This is a genomic window from Paracoccus versutus (assembly GCF_000763885.1).
Taxonomy (GTDB): Bacteria; Pseudomonadota; Alphaproteobacteria; order Rhodobacterales; family Rhodobacteraceae; genus Paracoccus; species Paracoccus versutus.
The window spans coordinates 35,436-53,809 of sequence record NZ_JRKO01000022.1; the positions used below are offsets into that span (position 1 = coordinate 35,436).

18 protein-coding genes are annotated in these 18,374 nt (G+C 67.2%); 9 read left to right on the plus strand and 9 right to left on the minus strand.

Annotation, left to right across the window (positions count from 1 at the left end):
- The first annotated feature begins 37 nt into the window (after positions 1 to 37).
- Positions 38 to 421 carry a hypothetical protein gene (locus tag IT40_RS11510; RefSeq protein ID WP_036754880.1) on the plus strand — a complete coding sequence of 128 codons (384 nt, stop codon included), beginning with the start codon at positions 38 to 40 and terminating at the stop codon, positions 419 to 421.
- A 788-nt stretch (positions 422 to 1,209) separates the two neighbouring features.
- Here IT40_RS11510 and glyA read toward each other — a convergent pair.
- A complete protein-coding gene (gene glyA, locus IT40_RS11515) occupies positions 1,210 to 2,493 on the minus strand; it encodes a serine hydroxymethyltransferase (RefSeq protein ID WP_036754882.1) in 1,284 nt (427 codons plus the stop codon).
- A gap of 142 nt (positions 2,494 to 2,635) precedes the next feature.
- Here glyA and IT40_RS11520 point away from each other — a divergent pair, with 142 nt between their 5' ends.
- The 4 genes from IT40_RS11520 to IT40_RS11535 all read left to right on the plus strand — a co-directional run bounded on the left by IT40_RS11520 (position 2,636) and on the right by IT40_RS11535 (position 6,206).
- Entirely contained in the window at positions 2,636 to 3,385 is a 750-nt protein-coding gene (locus IT40_RS11520; protein ID WP_036754884.1) for an NAD kinase, read from the plus strand.
- 82 nt (positions 3,386 to 3,467) lie between these two features.
- Positions 3,468 to 5,063, plus strand: a complete 1,596-nt coding sequence (locus IT40_RS11525; RefSeq protein ID WP_036754887.1) for a peptide chain release factor 3 — start codon at positions 3,468 to 3,470, stop codon at positions 5,061 to 5,063.
- A 144-nt stretch (positions 5,064 to 5,207) separates the two neighbouring features.
- Positions 5,208 to 5,759 carry a hypothetical protein gene (locus IT40_RS28555; RefSeq protein ID WP_147307280.1) on the plus strand — a complete coding sequence of 184 codons (552 nt, stop codon included), beginning with the start codon at positions 5,208 to 5,210 and terminating at the stop codon, positions 5,757 to 5,759.
- A gap of 138 nt (positions 5,760 to 5,897) precedes the next feature.
- Complete coding sequence (locus IT40_RS11535) at positions 5,898 to 6,206, plus strand: hypothetical protein (protein WP_036754893.1); 309 nt, start codon at positions 5,898 to 5,900, stop codon at positions 6,204 to 6,206.
- Between the two features lie 269 nt (positions 6,207 to 6,475).
- Here the strand turns inward: IT40_RS11535 and IT40_RS11540 are convergent, their stop codons facing one another.
- Together IT40_RS11540 and IT40_RS11545 are read right to left on the minus strand one after the other, a co-directional pair.
- On the minus strand, positions 6,476 to 6,898 hold the full coding sequence (locus IT40_RS11540) for an OsmC family protein (RefSeq protein ID WP_036754896.1): 423 nt from the start codon (positions 6,896 to 6,898) through the stop codon (positions 6,476 to 6,478).
- 249 nt (positions 6,899 to 7,147) lie between these two features.
- Entirely contained in the window at positions 7,148 to 8,284 is a 1,137-nt protein-coding gene (locus IT40_RS11545) for a deoxyguanosinetriphosphate triphosphohydrolase (RefSeq protein ID WP_036754899.1), read from the minus strand.
- 75 nt (positions 8,285 to 8,359) lie between these two features.
- On the opposite strand from IT40_RS11545, the gene IT40_RS11550 reads away from it, so the two are divergent.
- Positions 8,360 to 8,695, plus strand: a complete 336-nt coding sequence (locus tag IT40_RS11550) for a HesB/IscA family protein (protein ID WP_036754902.1) — start codon at positions 8,360 to 8,362, stop codon at positions 8,693 to 8,695.
- 57 nt (positions 8,696 to 8,752) lie between these two features.
- Positions 8,753 to 9,538 carry an exodeoxyribonuclease III gene (xth, locus tag IT40_RS11555; protein WP_036754905.1) on the plus strand — a complete coding sequence of 262 codons (786 nt, stop codon included), beginning with the start codon at positions 8,753 to 8,755 and terminating at the stop codon, positions 9,536 to 9,538.
- 95 nt (positions 9,539 to 9,633) lie between these two features.
- Here xth and recF read toward each other — a convergent pair whose 3' ends face one another.
- The 6 genes from recF to mutM all read right to left on the minus strand — a co-directional run bounded on the left by recF (position 9,634) and on the right by mutM (position 15,940).
- Positions 9,634 to 10,716 (minus strand): DNA replication/repair protein RecF, encoded by a 1,083-nt coding sequence (gene recF, locus IT40_RS11560; RefSeq protein WP_036754908.1) that lies wholly within the window; start codon positions 10,714 to 10,716, stop codon positions 9,634 to 9,636.
- A complete protein-coding gene (gene dnaN, locus IT40_RS11565; RefSeq protein ID WP_036754911.1) occupies positions 10,713 to 11,831 on the minus strand; it encodes a DNA polymerase III subunit beta in 1,119 nt (372 codons plus the stop codon). Before dnaN ends, recF begins: the two co-directional genes overlap by 4 nt.
- Before the next feature lie 92 nt (positions 11,832 to 11,923).
- Positions 11,924 to 13,267, minus strand: coding sequence for a chromosomal replication initiator protein DnaA (gene dnaA, locus IT40_RS11570; RefSeq protein ID WP_036755016.1), 1,344 nt, complete (start codon positions 13,265 to 13,267; stop codon positions 11,924 to 11,926).
- Positions 13,268 to 13,776: 509 nt separating this feature from the next.
- The gene (gene rpsT, locus IT40_RS11575; RefSeq protein ID WP_036754914.1) at positions 13,777 to 14,046 is read right to left on the minus strand and encodes a 30S ribosomal protein S20; all 270 of its coding nucleotides are present in this window, start codon (positions 14,044 to 14,046) and stop codon (positions 13,777 to 13,779) included.
- Positions 14,047 to 14,198: 152 nt separating this feature from the next.
- Positions 14,199 to 14,975 (minus strand): enoyl-CoA hydratase, encoded by a 777-nt coding sequence (locus IT40_RS11580; RefSeq protein WP_036755017.1) that lies wholly within the window; start codon positions 14,973 to 14,975, stop codon positions 14,199 to 14,201.
- Between the two features lie 119 nt (positions 14,976 to 15,094).
- Positions 15,095 to 15,940 (minus strand): bifunctional DNA-formamidopyrimidine glycosylase/DNA-(apurinic or apyrimidinic site) lyase, encoded by an 846-nt coding sequence (mutM, locus tag IT40_RS11585; protein ID WP_036754917.1) that lies wholly within the window; start codon positions 15,938 to 15,940, stop codon positions 15,095 to 15,097.
- Between the two features lie 98 nt (positions 15,941 to 16,038).
- On the opposite strand from mutM, the gene ubiE reads away from it, so the two are divergent.
- Together ubiE and ubiB are read left to right on the plus strand one after the other, a co-directional pair.
- Positions 16,039 to 16,791, plus strand: a complete 753-nt coding sequence (ubiE, locus tag IT40_RS11590) for a bifunctional demethylmenaquinone methyltransferase/2-methoxy-6-polyprenyl-1,4-benzoquinol methylase UbiE (protein WP_036754920.1) — start codon at positions 16,039 to 16,041, stop codon at positions 16,789 to 16,791.
- A gap of 2 nt (positions 16,792 to 16,793) precedes the next feature.
- The gene (ubiB, locus tag IT40_RS11595) at positions 16,794 to 18,329 is read left to right on the plus strand and encodes a 2-polyprenylphenol 6-hydroxylase (RefSeq protein WP_036754923.1); all 1,536 of its coding nucleotides are present in this window, start codon (positions 16,794 to 16,796) and stop codon (positions 18,327 to 18,329) included.
- Positions 18,330 to 18,374: the final 45 nt, after the last annotated feature.

Here is an 18,374-nt window from a genome sequence, read left to right on the forward strand (position 1 = left end):
CAGAGGCGCTAGCCTTGGCGAAAACGGGATGGGGGCGATGGGCATCGAAAGCATCCGGCCGATGGCGGACGAGGTCGCCAGCCTGATGGCGGCGCGGTTCGGCGGCCTCAGGCGCGGCCAGCAGGCCGATCTGGAAAGCATGCTGCGCAAGCGCGGCGGCGCGCTGCCGCGGCGGCTGCGGCGCGAGGCGCGCATCCTGGCCGAGGCCGACCGCAAGGCCGGCCAGCCCAAGCTGGCGCGCCAAGTGGATTTCACGCGACTGGAACATGCGCACAAGGCGCTGACGGCCTATCTGCGGCCGCTGGGGCAGGGGATGCGGCTGCGGGGCGGCGCGGCCAGCATCGCGGCCAGCGTGCTGTTCGGCCTGCTGCTGCTGGGGGCCGTCGCCCTCTGGATCATGACCCGCCGCGGGCTGATCTGAGGGTCGCTTGCCGGGCGCCGGCAAGGGTGTCGCGATTCGTGGAGAGGCCGTCCCACGTTCCTCTCGGAAGGCCTGCTTTTCAGCCGGATCCACGGGTTACGTTGGATCGCGCTTCTTGCAAGACCAGGCCGTCGCCGGGGATGGAGTGGCCGCGCGGTTCAGTCATCTGCGCCGAACTGGGCGTCTTGCGCCGGAAAGGCCGCCGCGGGCTGATCGGAACGGCGCTTGCTCTGCGCCGATGAAGATGTTCCGATTTGTGCAGAGACTTGCCGTGCGCCTTGCTGGAAGAGCAGTCGCATACTTGTTTTTGATATAGATCAATTGTTTGCGATGGATTACCGCTTTTTCCAAAGATTGTCAGGGCCGTCGCCGGGGGCGTGGCCGCAGCATCTGTGCCAAGCCAGCACGCTAGCCGCAGTCGCCGTGAGCTGACTGAGCGTCGCTTGCTCCCTGCCGGCGAAGGTGTTGCGATTCGTGAAGGGGCCCCGCCGCACGCCTTGTCCGCATCGCCCGCTTTGAAGCCGGCTCGACTGGCTCCGGTGGACTTGCAGCACCGTCGCCGCTGGCGTCAGGACAGCCGCGCGGTCGGCTCCGGGTTGTGCGCCTTGTGATAGGTTCGGCGCTGCCGGGCGAAGCGAGGAACTGTGCCGGCTGGGCGGGACGGCAAAGGAGGGAGAGGCCCGGATGCCGGCCCAGGTGCCGGTGGCGCCCTGCTGTCCGGCCGGGGCAACGGCTGGCCGGGCATTAAGGGGCGGCGCGGGTCCGAACGAACCCGCGCCGCGCCGGGATTACATACCGTTATAAAGCGGGAAGCGGGCGCAAAGCGTCTCGACCTCGGCCTTGACGCGGGCTTCCACCTCGGCATTGCCTTCCTCGCCGTTCGCGGCAAGGCCATCGACGACCTCGACGATCCAGCGGGCGATCTGGCGGAACTCTTCTTCCTTGAAGCCGCGAGTGGTGCCGGCGGGGGCGCCCAGGCGGATGCCCGAGGTCACGAAGGGCTTTTCGGGGTCGAAGGGCACGCCGTTCTTGTTGCAGGTGATGTGGGCGCGACCCAGCGCCGCCTCGGTCGCCTTGCCGGTCACGCCTTTCGGGCGCAGGTCGGCCAGGCACAGGTGGTTGTCGGTGCCGCCCGAGACGATGTCGATGCCGCCCTTCATCAGCTCGTCCGCCATGGCGCGCGCATTGGCGACGACCTGCGCGGCATAGTCCTTGAACTCGGGGCGCAGCGCCTCGCCGAAGGCCACGGCCTTGGCGGCGATGACATGCATCAGCGGGCCGCCCTGAAGGCCGGGGAAGACGGCCGAGTTGATCTTTTTCGCGATGTCGGCGTCGTTGGTCAGCACCATGCCCCCGCGCGGGCCGCGCAGCGACTTGTGGGTGGTGGTGGTCACGACATGGGCGTGCGGCAGCGGCGAGGGATGCTGGCCGCCGGCCACCAGGCCCGCGATATGGGCCATGTCCACCATCAGCCAGGCGCCGACCTCGTCCGCGATCTTGCGGAATTCAGCCCAGTCCCAGACGCGCGAATAGGCGGTGCCGCCGGCCAGGATCAGCTTGGGCTTGCTCTCATGCGCCTTCTTGCGGATCTCTTCCATGTCGAGCAGCTGGTCCTGCTGGCGCACGCCGTAGCTGACGACGTTGAACCACTTGCCGGACATGTTGACCGGCGAGCCATGCGTCAGGTGCCCGCCCGAGTTCAGGTCGAGGCCCATGAAGGTGTCGCCCGGCTGCAGAAGCGCCAGGAACACCGCCTGGTTCATCTGGCTGCCCGAGTTCGGCTGGACGTTGGCATATGCGCAGCCGAACAGTTCCTTGGCGCGCTCGATCGCCAGTTCCTCGACGATGTCGACATACTGGCAGCCGCCGTAATAGCGCTTGCCCGGATAGCCCTCGGCATATTTGTTCGTCAGCACCGAGCCCTGCGCTTCCAGCACGGCCTTGGAGACGATGTTTTCCGAGGCGATCAGCTCGATCTCGTCGCGCTGGCGGCCAAGTTCCTTGCGGATGGCGCCGAAGATGTCGGGGTCGCGGCTGTCCAGCGTCTCGGTGAAGAATCCGGTGTCGGTCATCTGGTCCTCATGCAAAAAGCGGCTTGCCGGCCTTCTAGCGCCTTTCGCCGCGCCCCGCTAGGACGGATGCGACGCCTTGGTGGTAGATATTCCATGCGTCGCCGGGACTTGCTTCCGCCCGGCGGCTGGCCATGATGGCCGCATGAAGATGCATTTCATCGCCTCCAGCACCGAAACCGCCGTGACCGCCGCCGAGACGCTGTCCGCGCGCTACGGCCATGTGCCGATCCGCGAGGCCGAGGTGATCGTGGCGCTGGGCGGCGACGGGCTGATGCTGTCGGTCATGCACCAGAATCGCGGCCTGCCGGTCTATGGCATGAACAGGGGCACCGTGGGCTTTCTGATGAACCCCTATTCCGAGGACGACCTGCCCGGCCGCATCCGCGCCGCCGAGGAAACCGTGGTCAATCCCCTGGCCATGACCGCCGGCACCACCGACGGGCACGAGCATTGCGCGCTGGCGATCAACGAGGTCAGCATGCTGCGCGCCGGACCGCAGGCGGCGCGGCTGCGCATCAGCGTGAACGGCCGGGTGCGGCTGGAGGAGCTGATCTGCGACGGTATGTTGCTGTCGACCCCGGCGGGCTCGACCGCCTACAACTATTCGGCGAACGGGCCGATCCTGCCCCTGGGCTCGGACGTGCTGGCGCTGACCGCGATCGCGCCCTTCCGGCCGCGGCGCTGGCGCGGTGCGATCCTGCCCAAGTCGGCGACGGTGCGCATCGACGTGCTGGACCCCGACAAGCGGCCGGTGATGGCCGATGCCGATTCGCGCGGCGTCGATTCGGTGCTGTGGGTCGAGATCCGTTCGGAAAACACCATCCGCCATCACCTGCTTTTCGACCCCGGCCACGGGCTGGAGGAACGGCTGATCCGCGAACAATTCGTCTGATCCGCGATTCCGTTCGAGCCCGATTCCCTCTGGGCCGCGATTCCATTTGAGACTGTGCGCGGCGCGCGCTAAACGGCCGGGCATGATGAACCGTCCCGAACTTCCGCCCGAAATCGCCCGCCGCCGCACCTTTGCGATCATCTCGCACCCGGACGCGGGCAAGACCACGCTGACCGAAAAGTTCCTGCTGTTCGGCGGCGCGATCCAGATGGCCGGCCAGGTCCGCGCCAAGGGCGAGGCGCGGCGCACGCGCTCGGACTTCATGAAGATGGAGCAGGACCGAGGGATTTCGGTCTCCGCCTCGGCCATGAGCTTCGATTTCGGGCCCTATCGCTTCAACCTGGTGGACACGCCCGGCCACAGCGATTTCTCCGAGGACACCTATCGCACGCTGACCGCGGTGGATGCGGCGATCATGGTGATCGACGGCGCCAAGGGCGTCGAAAGCCAGACCCGCAAGCTCTTCGAGGTCTGCCGGCTGCGCGACCTGCCGATCCTGACCTTCTGCAACAAGATGGACCGCGAAAGCCGCGACACCTTCGAGATCATCGACGAGATCCAGGAAAACCTGGCCATCGACGTGGCGCCGGTCAGCTGGCCCATCGGCATGGGTCGCGACTTCATCGGCGCCTACGACCTGCTCAACGACCGGCTGGAGATCATGGACCGCGCCGACCGCAACAAGGTGGCCGAGTCGATCCAGATCAGCGGGCTCGACGATCCGAGGCTGGCCGAGCATGTCCCCGCCGACCTGCTGGAAAAGCTGCGCGAAGAGCTGGAGATGGCGCGCGAACTGCTGCCCGCCTTCGACCGCAAGTCCTTCCTGGAAGGGCACATGACGCCGATCTGGTTCGGTTCCGCCATCAACAGCTTCGGCGTCAAGGAGCTGATGACCGGCATCGGCGAGTTCGGCCCCCAGCCGCAGCCGCAGAACGCCGCCGAGCGCCAGATCGCCCCCGAGGAAAAGCCGGTGACGGGCTTCGTCTTCAAGGTGCAGGCCAACATGGACCCCAAGCATCGCGACCGGGTGGCCTTCGTCCGCCTGGCCTCGGGGCATTTCGAGCGCGGGATGAAGCTGTTGCACGTCCGGTCCAAGAAGCCGATGGCAGTCAGCAACCCGGTCCTGTTCCTGGCCGCCGACCGCGAGCTGGCCGAGGAGGCCTGGGCCGGCGACATCATCGGCATCCCGAACCACGGCCAGCTGCGCATCGGCGACGCGCTGACCGAGGGCGAGGCGCTGCGCTTTACCGGCATCCCCTCCTTTGCGCCCGAGCTTTTGCAGACGGTGCGCGCGGGCGATCCGATGAAGGCCAAGCACCTGGAAAAGGCGCTGATGCAATTCGCCGAGGAGGGCGCGGCCAAGGTGTTCAAGCCGATGATCGGCTCGGGCTTCATCGTCGGCGTGGTGGGGGCGCTGCAATTCGAGGTGCTGGCCAGCCGCATCGAGCTGGAATACGGCCTGCCGGTGCGCTTCGAATCCTCGCAATTCACCAGCGCGCGCTGGGTGTCCGGGCCCAAGGACAAGGTCGAGGCTTTCGCCAATACGAACAAGGGCCATATGGCGCAGGACCATGACGGCGACCTGGTTTACCTGACGCGGCTGCAATGGGACATCGACCGCGTAGAGCGCGACCATCCCGATCTGAAGCTGACGGCGACCAAGGAGATGATGGTGTAAGCGCGCCGATCTCGGCAAAAGCCCGGCTTGTCTGACGGGCTATGGTGCGCGCATGTCGCCCCGCAGTTCCTGAACGGCGGGGAGGAGCCCAAAACAGACATTCGGCGTCGTGCAAAACTTGTCATGATAGATTGGGATCATGTGATGCGGCTTCTCATCTGCTTGGCGCTTCTATGCTTTCCTGTTTCAGCTGCCGCGCAGACCTATCTCGCCGATTTTCAGGACGCCCTGAACCGCTGTCAGGCTTCTCTGGAAACGACGACAGGGTTTTCCGACGACGGTCTAGAGAGGGTAGGCGAGGCTGAAACTGAACTGCCTTTAAATGTGAGAGATCGTCGAATCTGGCGCTTCCTCTCATCTCCTCTTCAAGTGGTCCACTCCACATATATTGATGGCGTCGGTCAGTTGCGCTCGACCTGTGATGTGTCTTTGCTTAAGGGCGCCACACCTCTAACGCCTGAGGAACGAGACGCGTTGTTCCATAGCTTTGTCAGCAGGATGGAACAGCAGATAGCTGAGGGCACCCACGAGCGCCGCGATCCCGAGAAGATACCTCCAATTGTCACGCTTGGGTATGGCCCCTTGAAGCGCGGCATCCATGGCTGCCGTGTGATTATCTCATTGGCGTTCATGACCGACGGCGATTTTTTCAGGGTGAACGCGGGTGAGCAAATTACGCATCCCTGCGACAAATAGGACGAACGGCAGCTCCGTCCCGCATCGCTGCCGCCGCGCTGGTGGTCCTGGGGCGTTGAGCATCGCTCCGAGCCCATTGCGGTCATTGCTCCTGCGATTGATGCGATCTAAGTCAGTGGCGCTCATCAAGACGTTGCAATGAAGTTCGTCCAACTGCCCATGCCCTCAGGACGATTCATCGTCATCCTCGTCGTGGTCTTCCTAGGCATATGGTCCTCGTTGATGACGGGGAGCCTTGCAGCAAGCGTTTGCGCCAATCCGAAGTACGGTGAGGCGAAAAGACTGAGATACTGCAACCTGTCGCTTGGTATCTCTCATATCTGGCTAGTGGCTGTAGAAGACCATGAAATGTCCCACATCTACTTGGAGCGGGGCATTCTTCTTGTGAACGCCATCAAACGCCAGGATGCTGAGCGTGACATGCTGCGTGCGCTTGAGTTGGCGTGATCTGGCGAACCCCGTGCCAAGCTGCTGGAAATTCTCAATGCCACAGAAGCTTCTCCGATCATCAAGAATTCAGGCAGGCCCGACCCATGGGCATCGGCTCTGCTCGTGCGCGTGGAGCAGCCAGATGTTTCCGAACACGCCAAGCAGATCTGGTATGAGGTGGTGGCAGAAGCACTGAGCGGCGGAGAAGGCTAACGGCAGCTCCGTCCCGCATAACCGCCGCCTCGACCGCATGCGGCACGGCGCAAGGCCGCACCGCATGGCCGATCTCATGCCACCGTCACGTCCATCGTCACTTCGGCGTTCAGCACCTTGCTGACCGGGCAGCCCTTTTCGGCCTTGCGCGCGCAACCCTCGATCACCGCCTTGTCGCCGTCGCCCCAGATCTTGGTGTTCAGATGCGCGGTCTTGATGGCGAAGCCGTCGCCTTCCTTGGCCAGCCCGATCTCGGACGTCGTCTCGATCCGCACATTGCCGATCCCCGCCTCTTGCAGGATCATCGACAGCGCCATGCTGAAACAGGCGGCGTGGGCCGCGCCGATCAACTCCTCGGGGTTGGTGCCGGGCAGCCCCTCGAAGCGGGTGTTGAAGCCATAGGGCTGGCTGCTCAGCGCCCCGGACTTGGTCGAAAGCGACCCCTTGCCGTCCTTGAGCCCGCCCTCCCATTTCGCCGAACCGGAATTCACGATCATCGCCGTTCTCCTTTTCTGCCGTGACCTGGGGGGCGAACGCGCGATCCCTTGCGCGGGTTCAATCGCCCGTCCCCGGCGCGCAGGGAAAGCGCTTCCGCCTGCGCAACCAGATCGTCGGGAACGCCCCGTCCCCCCGCGCGCGCAGGGAAAGTGTAGCACAGCCAGCGTGCCCGCCACGGTATAAAGCCCCGTCCCCCGGCGCGTAGGGAAAGCGCATGCCGGCCATCCCGTCGCCAGCGGCGCCCGTCCTCAGCCCAGCAGGCGCTGCGCCTCCTGGATGGCGAAGCGGTCGGTCATGCCGGCGACGTAGTCCAGCACCACCCGCGCGCGCCCGGTCTCGTCCCCGGCGGCCTCGGCCGCCTCGAACCAGGTCGGGGGCATCTTCGAGGGGTCGGCCAGGAACAGCGGGAACAGCCCGTTCAGCATCTCGGTCACGCGCTGCCTTTCCACCACCACCGAGGGGGCGCGATACATGCGCTGGAACAGGAACAGCTTGATCGCCTTGAGATTCTGGTAAAGCGGCTTGGAAAAGCGGATGATCGGCCCCTCCATGTCGCGGATGTCCTGCGCGCTTTGCGGCTGCAGGCCGGTCAGGCGGTTCTGCGCCACCGCGATCACATCCTCGACCATCACGCCGAAGACGCGGCGCAGCGCCTCGTGCCGGCGCCGCATCGGCGCCAGGCCGGGATGCAGGGCATCGACCTCGGCAAAGGCCTCGCCGACGACGGGCAATTGCGCCAGATCGGCCTCGGTGAACAGCCCCGCGCGCAGCCCGTCATGCAGGTCGTGGTGGTTGTAGGCCACGTCGTCGGCCACCGCCGCCACCTGCGCCTCGGCGCTGGCATTGCTGTGCAGCTCCAGATCCCATTCCGCATTCACCTCGGCCAGGGCATAGGGCAATTCGCCGGTCACGGGACCATTATGCTTGGCGATGCCCTCCAGGCTTTCCCAGGTCAGGTTCAGCCCGTCGAAATCGGCGTAATGCCGTTCCAGCCGGGTTACGATGCGCAGCGCCTGGGCATTGTGGTCGAAGCCGCCATAGGGCGCCATCAGCGCGGCCAGCGCATCCTCGCCGGTATGGCCGAAGGGCGGGTGGCCCAGGTCATGCGCCAGCGCCACCGTCTCGGCCAGGTCGGTGTTCAGCCCCAGCGCGCCGGCGATGGTGCGGGCGACCTGCGCCACCTCGATCGTATGGGTCAGGCGGGTGCGGTAGTAATCCCCCTCGTGCTCGACAAAGACCTGGGTCTTGTGCTTCAGCCGGCGGAAGGCGCTGGAATGGATGATGCGGTCGCGGTCGCGCTGCCAGGGGCTGCGAAAGGTGGACATGCGCTCGGGCCAGCGGCGGCCGCGGCTGTCTTGGGGCTGGCAGGCATAGGGTGCCGTCATCTGGTCCTGCGTTCCTTGCGAGGGTTCGGGCCAGAGCCTATATTCCAGACCGGAAGTCGGAAACGGGAACGCCCCATGAACACAGGTCTGAACCTGCCCCCCAAGGTCACCGAACGCGCCTTTGCGCGCCTGGCCGAGATCAACGAAGGCCGCCCCGCCCGGCCCCTGCGGGTCGCGGTCGCGGGCGGCGGCTGCTCGGGGTTCCAGTATGACATCCGCCTGGACGAGGCGGCCGAGGACGACCTGGTCCTCAGCGGCGCCGGGCAAACCGTCGTGGTCGATCCGGTCTCGCTGCCCTTCCTGGCCGGCGCCACCATCGACTTTGCCGACGAATTGATCGGGGCCCGCTTCACCATCGACAACCCCAATGCCAGCGCCTCCTGCGGCTGCGGCACCTCGTTCTCGATCTGACCGCGGGTTTTCGATCCGGTCTGGCGCGGGCGCGCCGGGCCGGCTAGTCTCGCGCGCATGAAGATCGCGACATTCAACATCAACGGCATCCGTGCCCGTATCGAGACCCTGACCGGCTGGCTTGCCGAAGCCCGGCCCGATGTCGTGGTCCTGCAAGAGATCAAGACCCAGGACGAGGGCTTCCCGCGCGAGCCGATCGCCGATCTGGGCTACAATATCGAAACCCACGGGCAAAAGGGCTTCAACGGCGTGGCCATCCTGTCGAAGCTGCCGCTCGAGGATGTCAGCCGCGGCCTGCCGGGCGACGACGGCGACGAACAGGCCCGCTATATCGAGGCGACGGTGGTCGGCCATCGCGCGGTGCGCATCTGCGGGCTTTACCTGCCCAACGGCAATCCGCAGCCGGGGCCGAAATTCGACTACAAGCTGGCCTGGATGGAGCGGCTGCACGCGCGGGCCAGGGCGCTGCTGGCGACCGAGACGCCGGTGGCGATGCTGGGCGACTACAACGTCATCCCCGAGCCCCGCGACGCCGCCTTCCCGGAAAAATGGCTGGACGATGCGCTGTTCCAGCCCGAAAGCCGCGCCGCGCTGCGCCGCATCCTGTTCGACGGCTGGGCCGATGCGGTGCGCCTGCGCCATCCGGGCAGCACGCGCGGCCCCTTCACCTTCTGGGACTACCAGGCGGGCGCCTGGCAAAGGGACAACGGCATCCGCATCGACCACGTGCTGCTGTCGCCGCAGGCCGCCGACCTGCTGATCGACGTCGGCATCGACCGCGACGAACGCGCCAAGGACAAGCCCAGCGACCACGTCCCGGTCTGGATCGACCTCGACGCCTGATGCGCTTCTCCGTTGGACAAATACCCAGGAAACGGCGGAGCGTCCCGGCGTCCGAAGGGTGGTCCCGACGGACAAGGAAACCCGTCAGGGCCCGATCACGAACCGTCCCCGACCAGCCGCGAGCTGTCGCCCTCGCGCGCGACCGCCAGGGATTGCGCCCGGCCGCTCAGCGCCGCGAACAGTTCCGGGCCGGTGCCGGTCAGCCAGGCCTGCGCCCTGAGCATGCAGATCTCGTCGTAAAGCGCGGCGCGGCGGTCGGCATCCAGATGCGCCGCCACCTCGTCCAGCAGCAGCACCGGGCTTTCGTCGGCCAGCGCACGGGCATTGGCCAGGATCAGCGACAGAAGCAGCGCCTTTTGCTCGCCGGTCGAGGACAGGGCGGCGGGCATCGCCTGCGGCCCCCAATGCGCGCCCAGATCGGCGCGGTGCGGGCCGGTCAGCGTGCGCCCGGCGGCCATGTCGCGGCCGCGCCCCTCGGCCAGCCGGGCGGCGATGCTGTCCGGGTCGGGATCGTCGGCCGCGCCTTCGCCGGGCAGCAGCACCAGGCTGGCCCAGGGAAAGGCGGTCTCGGCCCCCTGCTGCGCCGCCATGATCCGGGCGATGGCGTCCAGCCGGTTGCGCGTCAGGGCCGCGCCCGCCTCGGCCATCTGCGCCTCCAGCGCGCGATACCAGCCGGCGTCGCGCACCTCGTCGCGCAGCAGCCGGTTGCGCTCGCGCATGGCCTTGTCGAAAGCCAGCGCATCCTCGGCATGGCCGGGCGTGAAGCTCAGCGTCACCCGGTCGAGGAAGCGCCGCCGCTGTTCGGGCGCATCCGTCCACAGCCGGTCCATGGCGGGGGTCAGCCAGATCACCCGCATCAGCCGGCCAAGCGCCAGCTGGGTCGAGGGCTTGTCGTCGATCACCACCTCGCGCGGCTGGCCGGGCAGGGCGCGGGTCAGCACCTGATGCTGGCCGATCTCGGCCCGGATCTGCCAGCCGACGTCGGGCCCCTTGCGGGCCTGGTCGCCGGGCGCCGCGCCGCGCATGCCGCGGCCGGGCGACAGCATCGAGACGGCTTCCAGGATATTGGTCTTGCCCGCCCCGTTCGGGCCATGGATGGCGATGGGGCGGCGGTCGGCCTCGATCTCCAGCCTGGCCCAGCTGCGGAACTGGGTCAGGTGCAGGCGGCTCAGCGTCACACGCGCATCGGCATGACGACATAGACCGCGCTGGTGTCGCCGCCCTCGCGGATCAGCGCCGCGTCGCCCGAGCCGTTGAACAGGAAGACCGCGTTCTCGCGCTCGATCTGGCTGGCGATCTCGTGCAGGTATTTGGCGTTGAAGCCGATCTCCAGCGGCTCGTCGGCATAGGCGACCGGCAGCTCTTCGTCCGCCGCGCCGGCGTCGGGTGCGTTCACCGACAGCACCAGCCGGTCCTCGTCGAGCGACAGCTTGACGGCGCGCGAACGCTCGCTGCTGACCGTCGCCACCCGGTCCACCGCCTTGGCGAAATCGCCGGCATCGACTTCCAGCTTGCGGGTATTGCCCGAGGGGATCACGCGGGAATAATCCGGGAAGGTGCCGTCGATCACCTTCGAGGTCAGCGTGATCGTCGGCGTGGCGAAACGCACCTTGGTCTCGCTGACCGAGACGGCGATCTCGGCCTCGTCATCGTCCAGAAGCTTGCGCAGCTCGGCCACGGTCTTGCGCGGCACGATCACGCCGGGCATGTCCTCGGCCCCGGCGGGCAGCGGCGCGTCGATCCGCGCCAGCCTGTGGCCGTCGGTCGCGACGCAGCGCAGGCTGGGCCCGTCCTCGGCCTGCGCGACATGCATGTAGACGCCGTTCAGGTAATAGCGGGTCTCTTCGTTCGAGATGGCGAATTTCGACTTGTCGAACAGCCGCCGCAGCACCGCCGCGGGGGCCGAGAAATTCGCGCTGTATTCCGACGAGGACATGACCGGGAAATCCTCGCGCGGCAGGGTCGCCAGGCTGAAGTTCGACCGCCCCGCCTGCACCGAAAGCCGCCCCGAGGCGGCATCCAGGCTAAGCTGCACCAGCGCGCCGTCCGGCAGCTTGCGGGCGATGTCGTTCAGCATCCCGGCCGAGACGGTGGTGGCGCCGGGCCGTTCGACCTGCGCCGTGGCGCGGTCCACGATCTCGGTATCCAGGTCGGTTGCGCGGAAGCTGACGCCGTCCGGCGCGGCCTCGATCAGCACGTTGGCAAGGATCGGGATGGTGTTGCGGCGTTCGACCACGGACTGGGCCTGGGAAACGGCTTTCACCAGATCGGCACGTTCGATCGAAAATTTCATGGTCAACCCTTATGTCGTTCTGGCCTCGTCCCGCACCCGGCGACGCGGGGCGCCAATGTGGCACAATCCCGCGCAAGGTCAAGCAGATGCGTTCACGCCTCCAGCAGGCGACGCAGCAGGTCGATGTCCTCGGCCAGGCTGCGGTCCGAGCCGCGCAGCTCCTCGATCTTTCTCACGCCATGCATGATGGTGGTGTGGTCGCGCCCGCCGAAGCGGCGCCCGATCTCGGGCAGGCTGCGCGAGGTCATCTGCTTGGACAGATACATGGCGATCTGCCGCGGCCGGGCGACGGTGCGCACCCGCTTGGGGCCGATCATGTCGGCCAGGCGGATGTTGTAATGCTCGGCCACTTTCCGCTGGATCTCCTCGATGGAAACCTTGCGGTCGTTGGCGCGCAGGATGTCGGCCAGGCATTCCTGGGTCATGTCCAGCGTGATCTCGCGTCCCATCAGGCTGGCAAAGGCGAACAGCCGTTGCAGCGCGCCCTCCAGCACCCGGACATTCGAGGTGATGCGATGGGCCAGGAACTCCAGCACCCCCGGCGCGATCTGCAAGCCGGGATATTGCGCGCGGAAACTGTCGGTCTTGCTTTGCAGGATGCCCAGGCGCAGCTCGTAATCGGTCGGGTGCAGGTCCACGACCAGGCCGCATTGCAGGCGCGACTTGATGCGCTCTTCCATGTCCTTGATCTCGCCCGGCGCGCGGTCGGCCGAGATGACGATCTGCTTGCCCTGGTCGACCAGGGTGTTGAAGGTGTGGAAGAATTCCTCCTGCGTGGAATCCTTGCCGGCGATGAATTGCACGTCATCGACCATCAGCACGGAAACGGTGCGGAACAGTTCCTTGAAATCCATCACCGTGCGGTCGCGCAGCGCCTGGACAAAGCGATACATGAACTGCTCGGCCGACAGGTAAAGCACCCGCGCCTCGGGCTGGCGGACCTGGATCTCGCGGGCGATGGCATGCATCAGGTGGGTCTTGCCCAGGCCGACGCCGCCGTAAAGGAACAGCGGGTTGAAGGTGACGGGGCCGCCTTCGGCCACCCGGCGGGCGGCGGCATGGGCCAGCTCGTTGGGCTTGCCGACCACGAAATTCTCAAAGGTGAAGCGACTGTCCAGCGGCGCGGCCAGTTCCTCCTCGCCCGCGGGGCGCGGGGCGGGGCGCTTGACGGCGGGCGCCGCGGCCTGGCGCGCGGTCTGGCTGCGGGTCTGGAAGCTCAGGCGTTGCACGGGGCCGCCCATGCGGTCCAGCACCTTCAGGATGTCGTCGCTGTAATGGCGCGAGACCCAGTCGGACAGGAAACGGGTCGGACAGGCGATGGTGGCTGTGCCGTCCTCGACGCCGGTCAGGCGCAGGGGCTCGATCCAGGTCGAGAAACTGTCGGCTCCGACGATCTTCTGAAGTTCTTCACGCGCCTGCCCCCAAAGTCTGTCCATCTCGCCCAGTTCCGTCTCTTGTCCCCACATGCCGCCGGCATTTTCCGGCGTGAGGCGATTCGGTGCCGCGGCCTGAACGCAATACGTTTCGGCAACAAGAAGACCCCGCCGCCAAGGCGACGCATGGGCCATCTTGCGGCCGAAACTTGCAGACACGCAGCGCAGTCCGGTGGCAGCCGGCTTACGCTTCATCGGTAGCGGATCTTGTCCGATCCTGCTGCCACCCTGCCTGTCGGCGGCACGGCCGACGGTTCAGGGCATGTCCCCCAGGCGCGACGGTGAATCGCAGGGAACAAGCTAGCAAGAACCGCGCCCGGCCAGCAACCGATCTTCGCGCTTGACAGTCACTTTGCCTGATCGAATCTCGCGGCCCGGCGGTAAGGGGAGGGCAGGGACGAAAATGCTGAAAAGCCAAGGAAAAACCACGGCTTCCTTATGCGAAAGGGCGCGCCTGGATAGAGCGCGCCCCTGGTGGATTCCACCGATAGTTGCGAAAATGCCGCAGCGGCTCAGGCGGTGCCCAGGGCCTTAACGCGGGCCGCGAGGCGCGACATCTTGCGCGAGGCGGTGTTCTTGTGGATGACGCCCTTGGTCACGCCGCGCATCAGTTCGGGCTGGGCATTCTTCAGCGCTTCGCGGGCGATTTCGGCATTGCCGCCGGCGATGGCTTCCTCGACCTTGCGCAGGAAGGTGCGGATGCGCGAGCGGCGGGCCTTGTTGACGGCGGTGCGGCGCTCGATCTGGCGGGCGCGCTTTTTCGACTGGGGCGTATTGGCCATGGGTGCGGTCCTATCTGTTCTTCATGTCTCGGTTGCGCAAAGCCCATGGCGCCGTCCGCAGAAACGGACGGTCATGATTCTTGCCTTAAGCGGGCCCACGCGCATGTAGCCCGGCCCTATACAGTGGACCGGCCCCGATGCCAAGCGCCAAATCAACGGTCGCGGAACTGCGGCTCGCGCTTTTCCAGAAAGGCGGCCATGCCCTCCTTCTGGTCCTCGGTGGCAAACAGCGCCTGGAAGCTGCGGCGCTCGAACAGGATGCCCTCGCGCAGGGTGGTCTCATAGGCGCGGTTCACCGCCTCCTTGGCGGCCATGACGGCGATCTGGCCCTTCTCGGCGATCTTGCGGGCCGCGGCCAGCGCCTCGGGGATCAGCTTCGCGGCCGGCACGACGCGGCTCACCAGCCCCGAGCGCTCGGCCTCGGCCGCATCCATGAAGCGGCCGGTCAGGTGCATCTCCATCGATTTCGACTTGCCGACGAAACGGGTCAGCCGCTGGGTGCCGCCGATGCCGGCGATCACGCCCAGGTTGATCTCGGGCTGGCCGAACTTGGCGTTGTCGGCGCAGATGATGAAGTCGCAGGCCATGGCCAGCTCGCACCCGCCCCCCAGCGCATAGCCCGAGACTGCGGCGATGATCGGCTTGCGCGTCGCGGTGATGCGGTCGATCTCGGGGCCGAACAGCTCTTCGGCATAGACGTCGACAAAGCTCTTGCTGGACATTTCCTTGATGTCGGCGCCGGCGGCAAAGGCCTTTTCAGTGCCGGTCAGGACGACGCAGCGCACCTTCTCGTTCCGGTCGGCCTCGGCCAGCGCATCGCCCAACTCGCCCAGAAGCTGCGCGTTCAGTGCATTCAGCGCCTCGGGCCGGTTCAGCCGGATCAGCGCCACATAATCGTCGATCTCGACGGTGAGGGTCTGGTAAGCCATCGACTCTTCGCCTTTCGCAAGCAAGTTGACCGCGACTCGTAACAAATGCGCGAGGCCAAGGCCAGCGCGCTTCTCTGTTGTCCAAATACCCCCGCCGGAGGCAGCGGCCGGCGGCGGCTTCACCTCTGGCAGAGCGGGCAGAAAAAGCTGGACCGGCCGGATTGGACGATGCGCTGCACCGCGCCCGCGCAGCCCGGCGTCGGGCAGGGCGCGCCCTCGCGGCCATAGACGCGGAAGGAATGCTGGAAATAGCCCAGCTCGCCCGTCGCCTGCCGGTGGTCGCGCAGGGACGATCCCCCGGCCGCGATCGCCTCTTCCAGCACGGCGCGGACATGGCCGACCAGCGCCGCCAGCTCGGGGGCGGCGACCGCTCCGGCCAGCCGGCGCGGGTCGATGCCGGCGCGATGCAGCGCCTCCGAGACGTAGATATTGCCCAGCCCCGCCACGATTCGCTGGTCGAGCAGCGCCGCCTTGACCGGCGTGCGCCGCCCGGCCAGGGCCCGCCCCAGTGCCTCGGGGGTGAAGGCGTCGGACAGGGGCTCGGGCCCCAGATGCGCCAGCAGCGGATGGGTCGCGCCCGGCCCCACCAGGTCCACCATGCCGAATCGCCGCGCGTCGTTGAAGGTGATGCGCGTGCCTTGGTCGGTCCAGATCACCACATGGTCGTGGCGCGGCAGGATCGCCGGGTCGCGGTGGAACTCGCCCTGGCTTTCCCCCTCGATCAGCATCCGCCCCGACATGCCCAGGTGCAAAAGCAGGCTGCCGCGATCCTCCAGCTCGGCCAGGATGTATTTCGAGCGCCGCCGCAGCCGCGTCACCCGCGCCCCGGTCAGCACCTGCACCAGGTCCGGCGGCAGCGGCCAGCGCAGGTCGGGGCGGCGGGCCTCGGCGCGGGCGATCACGCGGCCTTCAAGATGCGGCTCAAGGCCGCGCCGGACGGTTTCGACCTCTGGCAGTTCTGGCATTTTCTTCCCGTTCGTCGCATGGTGCGGCCGCGGCCTTGCTATGGCGCGCGGCGCGCTTTCGGACTATCTGGGCGCGAAACGACGGATGGACAAGCGACATGACCCCTGACGAGCCAAAGCAGACCCATTTCGGCTTCCGCACCGTGGCCGAGACGGACAAGGCCGGGCTGGTCCATGGCGTCTTCTCGCGCGTGGCCTCGCGCTATGACGTGATGAACGACCTGATGAGCGGGGGCATCCATCGCATCTGGAAGACCGCGATGATGGACTGGCTGGCGCCGCGCGACGGCCAGCACCTCCTGGACGTGGCCGGCGGCACCGGCGACATCGCCTTCCGCTTCCTGGAGCGCGCGCCGGGCGCCCGCGTCACCGTCTGCGACATGACCGAGTCGATGCTGGTCGAGGGCCGCAAGCGTGCCGAGGCCGGCCAGCTCGCCTCGCGCCTCGCCTGGGTGACGGGCGACGCGATGCAGCTGCCCTTCGCCGACGACAGCTTCGACCGCTACACGATCAGCTTCGGCATCCGCAACGTCACCCGCATCCCCGACGCCCTGGCCGAGGCGCGCCGCGTGCTGCGCCCCGGCGGGCGGCTGATGGTGCTGGAGTTCAGCCAGATGCCGGTGCCGATGCTGCAATGGCTCTATGACCGCTACAGCTTCAACGTGATCCCGGTCATGGGCCAGATCGTTGCCAACGACCGCGACAGCTACCAGTATCTGGTCGAATCCATCCGCAAGTTCCCCGACCAGGAAACCTTTGCCGCCATGATCCGCGAGGCGGGCTTCGGCCGCGTGCAATGGCGCAACCTGTCCATGGGCATCGCCGCGCTGCATTCGGGCTGGAAGCTGTAACGATGCGCGGCCCGCACAACATCTGGCGCCTGATCCGCACCGGCGCCACCTTCGAGCGCACGGGCGCGATGAAGGTCGCGCTGGACGCGGCGAACGCGCCCGCCGGCATCCGCGTCGCCGCCCGCATCCTGGGCTGGCCCTTCGCCTGGCTCGGCTACAAGGGCGACCCGGCGCTGCCGCCCGTCACCCGCGCCATCACCGCGCTGGGGCCGGCCTATGTGAAATTCGGCCAGATCCTGTCGACCCGGCCGGACGTGGTGGGCGTGGAGCTGGCCAACCAGCTTTCCATGCTCCAGGATCGGCTGGCGCCCTTTGCGCAGGAACAGGCGCGCCGCACCGTCGCCGCCGAGCTGGGCCGCCCGGTCGAGGCGCTGTTCAGCGAGTTCTCCGAGCCGGTGGCCGCCGCCTCGATCGCGCAGGTCCATCGCGCGCGGCGGCTGGACAATGGCCGCGAGGTGGCGGTCAAGGTGCTGCGGCCCGGCATCGAATCGGCCTTTCGCCGCGACATCGACGCCTTCCATTTCGCCGCCGGCATGATGGAGCGGCTGTCGCCCTCGACCCGCCGGCTGCGGCCGCGCGACGTGGTCGCCCATTTCGAATCGGTGGTGACTGGAGAGCTGGACCTGCGGCTCGAGGCTGCCTCGGCCTCGGAATTTGCCGAGAACACGTCGGGGGACGAGGGGATGGCGGTGCCCGCCCCCTATTGGCACCTCAGCGCGCGGCGCGTGCTGACCACCGACTGGGCCGAGGGCGTGCCGATGGGCGATGTCGCGGCGCTGCGGGCGGCCGGGCACGACCTGCCGACGATCGGCGCGCGGGTGCTGCAGCTTTTCCTGCGCCACGCGCTGCGCGACGGCTATTTCCACGCCGACATGCACCAGGGCAACCTGAAGGTGGCCAGGAACGGCGACATCGTCATCTATGACTTCGGCATCATGGGCGAGATCGACGAATACACCCGCCGCGTCTATGCCGAGATCCTGATGGGCTTCATCCGCCGCGACTACGAACGCGTCGCGCGGGTGCATTTCGAGGCAGGCTACGTGCCGCGCGACCGCGACATCAAGGAATTCGCCCGTGCCCTGCGCGCCGTGGGCGAGCCGATCTTCGGCGCCGATGCCAGCCGCATCTCGATGGCCAACCTGCTGGCCTATCTGTTCGAAGTGACCGAGCGCTTCGGCATGGCCACGCGGACCGAACTGATCCTGCTGCAACGCACCATGGTCGTGGTCGAGGGTGTGGCGCGCTCGCTCGATCCGCAGATCAACATGTGGGAAGTCGCCAAGCCGGTGGTGGAAAGCTACATCCGCGACAACCTGGGCCCGCATGCGGCGGTGCGCGACCTGACGCGGGCGGCGCAGGTTCTGGGGCGCTTCGCGCCGCTTCTGCCGGAATACCTGGAGCGTCGGATGCCCGAGCTGCTGCGCGAACCGCCGCCCCCGCCCGAGCCGCGCCGGCGTCCGGGCCTTGTCGCCGGCATGGCGCTGGGCGCCGTCGTTGCCCTGGCGGGCGCGGCCTTCGGCGCATGGCTGGGGTAAGATGCCGCCCGGCCACCGCCGGGGCTTGAGCGCGCCCCGGCTTTC